General features: G+C 58.2%; 5 protein-coding genes and 1 pseudogene. 2 read left to right on the top strand and 4 right to left on the bottom strand.

All coding sequences use genetic code 11. The features are described from left to right. The first annotated feature begins 835 nt into the window (after positions 1–835). Positions 836–2,518 carry a TolB family protein gene (locus ABYO54_RS13230; RefSeq protein ID WP_372808721.1) on the top strand — a complete coding sequence of 561 codons (1,683 nt, stop codon included), beginning with the start codon at positions 836–838 and terminating at the stop codon, positions 2,516–2,518. 57 nt (positions 2,519–2,575) lie between these two features. Further along, entirely contained in the window at positions 2,576–3,361 is a 786-nt protein-coding gene (locus ABYO54_RS13225) for a hypothetical protein (protein ID WP_372808720.1), read from the top strand. Here the strand turns inward: ABYO54_RS13225 and ABYO54_RS13220 are convergent. The 4 genes and pseudogenes from ABYO54_RS13220 to ABYO54_RS13205 all read right to left on the bottom strand — a co-directional run. Then, positions 3,309–3,674: a hypothetical protein gene (locus ABYO54_RS13220; protein WP_372808719.1), complete on the bottom strand. Its 366-nt coding sequence runs from the start codon at positions 3,672–3,674 to the stop codon at positions 3,309–3,311. The two genes, ABYO54_RS13225 and ABYO54_RS13220, sit on opposite strands and share 53 nt — an antisense overlap. 91 nt (positions 3,675–3,765) lie before the next feature. After that, positions 3,766–4,107 (bottom strand): DoxX family protein, encoded by a 342-nt coding sequence (locus ABYO54_RS13215; RefSeq protein WP_372808718.1) that lies wholly within the window; start codon positions 4,105–4,107, stop codon positions 3,766–3,768. Positions 4,108–4,167: 60 nt separating this feature from the next. Further along, the gene (locus ABYO54_RS13210; protein WP_372808717.1) at positions 4,168–4,905 is read right to left on the bottom strand and encodes a dienelactone hydrolase family protein; all 738 of its coding nucleotides are present in this window, start codon (positions 4,903–4,905) and stop codon (positions 4,168–4,170) included. 289 nt (positions 4,906–5,194) lie between these two features. Further along, positions 5,195–5,640: pseudogene (locus ABYO54_RS13205) on the bottom strand (nitronate monooxygenase); the annotation flags it as partial.

Here is a 5,640-nt window from a genome sequence, read left to right as displayed (position 1 = left end):
TCGACATAAGTTTCAAAGCATTGGCTATAACAAACCGCACCACTTCTGATTCGAAGCGATGCTTCATTCTGTCATATATTTCTTATGAGTTATTCTGATTTCAAAGAACATTAATCACCGCACATTTGCGGATCCCTGCTCGGCCTGCATCGTGTGTTTCAACGACCGGTTGTTTTGAACAAGGCGGGCTATAGTAGCGATCGAATCGTTTCGATCAACCCGAAAATCAATTTATTTTCAACCCGCTGAAAAAGGATAATCGCTGTGCCTCTTTTGGAGGAGTCCCGCCACCTTGCATGAACGGCTAGCAGCTCGTTTTGCTTAGTGGGGAACCGGTTTATCACCCCGGAACATCCCGTATCATTCAGCTATCGAAAAAGAACAAGTTTCTGTTCACCGTGTGGCCTCATAAGCGGCTGACGTGTCGTGAACAGGGGGACGGATAGTAGTCAGAATCGTGTTTCCCGCAACCGTTTTTTCGACATATTTTCACCCCCTATCACAACTCGCTAATAAAGCGCGTCTTGCAACAGTCGATTCTTGGCTCAAAACGGCCAAGAGCCCCCTCCGCGCATTCTCAAAACACGCCGATCGCCCCCAAAAGACTCCGGATGGCCGTCCTTTTGCCCCCCGAAACGGTCTTTTTCCAGGCACATTTACCGGCCACTTCCAGGCCACATGGCTCCGGAGAATCTCCCTTTCAAGCGACATAAAGCCAGATCACGCGCGCAATCGCCTCGCAAATAATGACCATGGGCGACGTCTTATCCATAAATCAGGCATCGAAAAGGCGGGCGTATTCATGAGCATACCAAACAATTTCGCAGCAGTGCTAGTGGCCGCATTCGCATGCACGGCATACGGAAACCTTTTTAATGCGACCCTCGTAACCGATTTCGAAACGATTAACCGCAATATTGAGCGATATCACCCGTCGCATTGGGCGGAATACGACCGGGTCGCCAACCAAGCGCTTCGCCGCGACGCGATGATCCTCGAAGCGGACCGCACCCCGGTCGACGTTGTCCAGCGCCGTACGCAGGCGCTGCTCGACCACCTCGGCGCAAAACGGCACCAACCGGCACTCGATCAATTGAAACAGAAGAACAAACCGGGACTGACGAACGAGGAGCAACGCGAATTGTTTTTCGAAACGGCCGCCCTTCGCCGCACGATCGCGTTTTCCAACCCCCTGATGGACTTCAATTCGCTGCTTTTCCTCAAGCACAACCCCAAGGCAAGGGGCGACAACCACATGGTCGATCAATACCTGGGGATGAACCAATCGACCAGCGGCGGCGTTTTCCGTCTCGACCACCCCTTCACCAATCCGCAAGCGGCCAGCGTGCTGAACGGCGACCAGCTGGACCACAACGGATCGTTCATCTCGCTCGATCTCGACTACGACGCCGGCGAGATCCTTTTTGCCTACACCGCGTTGGATTGGGAGGGATACAAGAATCCGAAAAACTGGACCGGGCAACCTTGGAACGCAGAGGAAGCTTCGCGCAACAGCCTCAACCAGCACTATTGCTTCCGGGAAGAATCCGCGTTCCACATCTTCAAGGCCAAGGCCGACGGCTCCCACCTGAAGCAATTGACGACCGGGCAATGGGATGACTTCGACCCGGTCTTCCTGCCGAATGGACGCATGGCCTTCATTTCCGCGCGCGCCGGGGGAACCCAGCGCTGCGGTTACCGTTTCATCCCCACCTACACCCTCTTCGGCATGATGCCCGACGGCTCCGACATCCAGCAATTCAGCTGGCACGACACCAACGAATGGCAACCGAGCGTCAATCACGACGGCATGCTCGTCTACACCCGCTGGGACTATGTCGACCGCGACTCGGACATCGCCCACCACCTCTGGTTTTGCTACCCCGACGGACGCGATCCGCGCTCGATGCACGGGAACTACCCCGAAAAACGCTCCTCCCGCCCATGGATGGAAATGAGCATCCGCGCCGTCCCGGGCTCGCATAAATACATCGCCGTCGCCGCCCCCCACCACGGCGAGGCCTACGGCTCGCTCGTGCTCATCGACCAATCGCTGCCCGACGACCGGGCCATGTCGCAGGTCAAACGCATCACCCCGCTCTCGGCCTTCCCGGAATCCGAGGTTTCCCCGGGCCTCTCCTTCCGCGACGGCAAAGGCAACAAGCAACGCGACTGGCACTATGGCACCCCGTGGCCGCTCAGCGAAGATTTCCACCTCTGCGTCTACTCCAACGAAAAGCTCGGCAACTATGGGATCTATCTGGTCGACAGCTTCGGCAACCGCGAACTCATCTACCGCGACCCGGAAATCGCCTGCCTCGACCCCATCCCGTTGCGCCCGCGCAAGCGCCCGCCGAGTATCCCCATCCAGACCCAGCAGATGAAGGCCGACCGCGACCCCGGCCTCGATCCCTCCACGGGAACCATCTCGGTAATGAACGTCTACGAAGGCGAGTTCCCGATCCCCGAAGGCGTCAAGATCAAGGAACTGCGCATCGTCAACGTTTTCCCCAAGTAGACCCACGAAATCGACAATCCCCGCATCGGCCACGCCGACCAGTCGATCGCGCGCGGCGTGCTCGGGACCGTCCCGGTGGAGGAGGACGGCAGCGTCTACTTCGAATGCCCCACCGGGGCGGGCCTCTATTTCCAACTGCTCGATGAAAACGGAATGATGGTGCAAGGCATGCGAAGCGACACCTACCTGCACCCCGGGGAAAACCTCAACTGCATCGGCTGCCACGAAGACAAGCGCAACGCTCCGGCCATCCGGCGCGTTCCGCTGGCCCTCAAACGCCCGCCCTCGAGAATCAAGCCCGAGGCGCCCGGCACTTATCCCCTCTCCTTCCCGCGGCTCGTCCAGCCCATACTCGACAAGCACCCGGAATTCTTCGCCGAGATCTACCCCAACCAAAGCCTAAGCGGCAGCGAATTCGGAAAATGGGGCTGGTCGAAAGCCATGCACACGCTTTCGAAAGACGCCTGGGGCAAACACGGGGGCAACGGCGCGCTCTCGAAAAAGAACAAACGTTCCTACTCCCTCCCCATGCAGGAAGGCGCGCGCGTCTCCAAGCTATGGAAAAAAACTCGAAGCCGCAGGCGCACGCGACGTCCTGCCCGCCGAAGACCTCCGCCGCATCACCCTCTGGCTCGACTGCAACAGCAACTTTTACGGGGCCTACCAGCAGATCGAAAAACAGGCGCACGGCGAAATCGTAGTGCCCAAAGAAGGCCTCCCGGAATGGACCGACCCGCAGGAACTCATCAACTAACACGGGATACGGACGCGTGGAGCCAAACGCCGGGCATCAAGCCTCGATCGCTGCCTTCCGGGCGCGGCGGACATCGACGAAGCTCTTGATAAAGAAGAAGAGCGCAACGATGGTCGATACAATCATCACCGAAACCCGGGCAATTGCCAAACCGTCTTGCCGACCGATGGCCGCCGTCAATGGCTTCACCAATCCACCCAGAATCAGGAGGGTCAAAAGCACCGCAATATGGGCGATGATTTTGTCCTCTTTTTTGACGCCCTTATATAGAGAGAGAAGAACCACCCCGAAACCGACCGGAATGAGCGCCGTTTTAGAGGGGGTTTCCGACCCGAAATAGGCCCACACCCCAAACCCGATCAGAACCACAGAATTAATCAAACTCGCCGTGTGTGCCTTCATGAATCTCCTTCCGTGTTTATTTAAAACAAATCACCCGCGCCGGGCGGTCCATCGTCAACAGCCATCGACCGGTTCGCTCTGGCGATGCCCTTTAGTTCAGCCAATTCGCCAGCAGTGCCCCCCAAACGCAGAGGCAAAACAACGCCAGCGCCGGGAGCATCCGGGTAAACGGGTGCCGCGCTTCAATATGATTTTTCAGGGCCCCCAGCATCAGGAAAGCCAGCGCCGACAGCACCCAGACCGTAAGGCTCTCGAACCAGAGCGCGATGGCCCCCAAGATTTCCAGGATTCCGATAAAAAGCATAATCTCCAAAGGCAAGCGGAAATCATGGAACTGCTCAACCAACGGCTTGGCCCGGGCCTGCTTTGCAATACCGGCAGAAACAAAGGCCAGACTCGTTACGGCTTTAAGAAAAATCAACAGCATGCTCATCGGGATACCACTCCTTTCAGTCTCTGTTTAACTTTGATCGCCAACTTCGACGCTGCGGGCCTATTCGCCTAAAACGTCACGAAGAAACTCCGTAAAATCCCTCCAGGATTGCCGATCCTGTTTTTCGCGGTAGGCCCCGCCACCGAAAACCGTCCAACCGTGCGGCGCGCCCCCGTAGCTGATCATCACATGCCCGACACCGGCTTTTTCCAGATCGTCGGCCAGGGCCGCAAACTGATCCATGCCGATGTGCGAATCCGCCGTACCGTGCATAATCAGCAATTCGCCCTTGGTTTTTTGATAATCCTGCCCATCGGGCAGGCCCAGACCGCCGTGGAACGTGGCGAAGCCTTTGAGATTGGAGCCCGACCGGGCCAACTCCAGCACAGCCGTCCCGCCGAAACAGTAGCCCATGGCCACGGCGTTATCCGTATCCAGCCCCTGCGCCTTCGCGGCATCGAGCGCGCCCTGCATCAACCGCCGCATTTTCGGACGATCCTCCGAAAGCATGGTCGTGCACTTGCGCCTATCCGCCACCGCGGTCGGCCGAACCCCTGCTCCGAAGAGATCGGCGCAGAAAACGGAATAACCCAGATCGGCCAGCATGGCGGCGCGCCGGACTTCGTAATCGGTCAGGCCGTCCCAGTCGTGCACGAGCAAAACCATCGGCGCGCCGGCTTTCCCCTTCTCGACAAAGCCCTCAAAGGCGGCTCCGTCCACCTGATACCGAACCGCTTCGCCGGAAAACACCACACCGGCAAGTCCCATCATCAAAAACGAAATTATGCGCTTCTTCATGCCCGACCTCCTTGACTTGCGGGAAACATACTCCGGAAAATTCAGTTGGCCACCCTTAATCGCACCTTTTTGGTACCCTTTTCGCCCGCGCCACACGCGCAAAAAAATCACGGGTAATTTTAGCAGCAGCCGGGACGTCGCTCTTCAGCCGAACGAAACGCCCCCTCCCCTAAAAGAGAAAACTCTGCCCGCAGGAACGGCAACGGATCAGACACCGCCGCGACGCGAAACAAACCACCGGAACTATCGGGCTCGAAAGCCCTATCGCTGGCGCAGGCCTCCTGCCGGATCAAGCACCCAACAGCACCCGCACAACATCGGCGGCCGTAAAGTCGATATTGCCGTCGGAACAAAAACGCTCAACGGCAACGAGGTCGTCCCCCATGGTCACGAGACACTTCTCTTCGCCGCCATCGGGAAGCCGCTGGGGCATGCCGGCGTTGGCAATCAGCGCATTGCAAAGGCACTTGCGGCCGACGGCGTCCTCCTCGCGACCGCCCTTCGCCACGTAGGCGGCGATCGGTTCGGCCGGACAGCGATAGCCGATTTTGCCATCGGCACGTCGATAGGGCTGCCGTAGCGACCCCAAGTCGCAAACCCGTTTGCGCTGGGCGTAAACGTCCGGATCGGAAAGCGTACCCGCCAAGGCGGCCACCTTGAAGGGGAACCCGGTCGGCGAGGCCAAAGGATCGGTAAAAATGGTCGCTTCGCCCGCGAGCGCCTTGCGAACCAGCT

The sequence above is a fragment of the Pontiella sp. genome (assembly GCF_041622395.1).
In the GTDB taxonomy this organism is placed as follows: Bacteria; Verrucomicrobiota; Kiritimatiellia; order Kiritimatiellales; family Pontiellaceae; genus Pontiella.
This window is presented reverse-complemented; position numbering and strand designations above follow the sequence as displayed.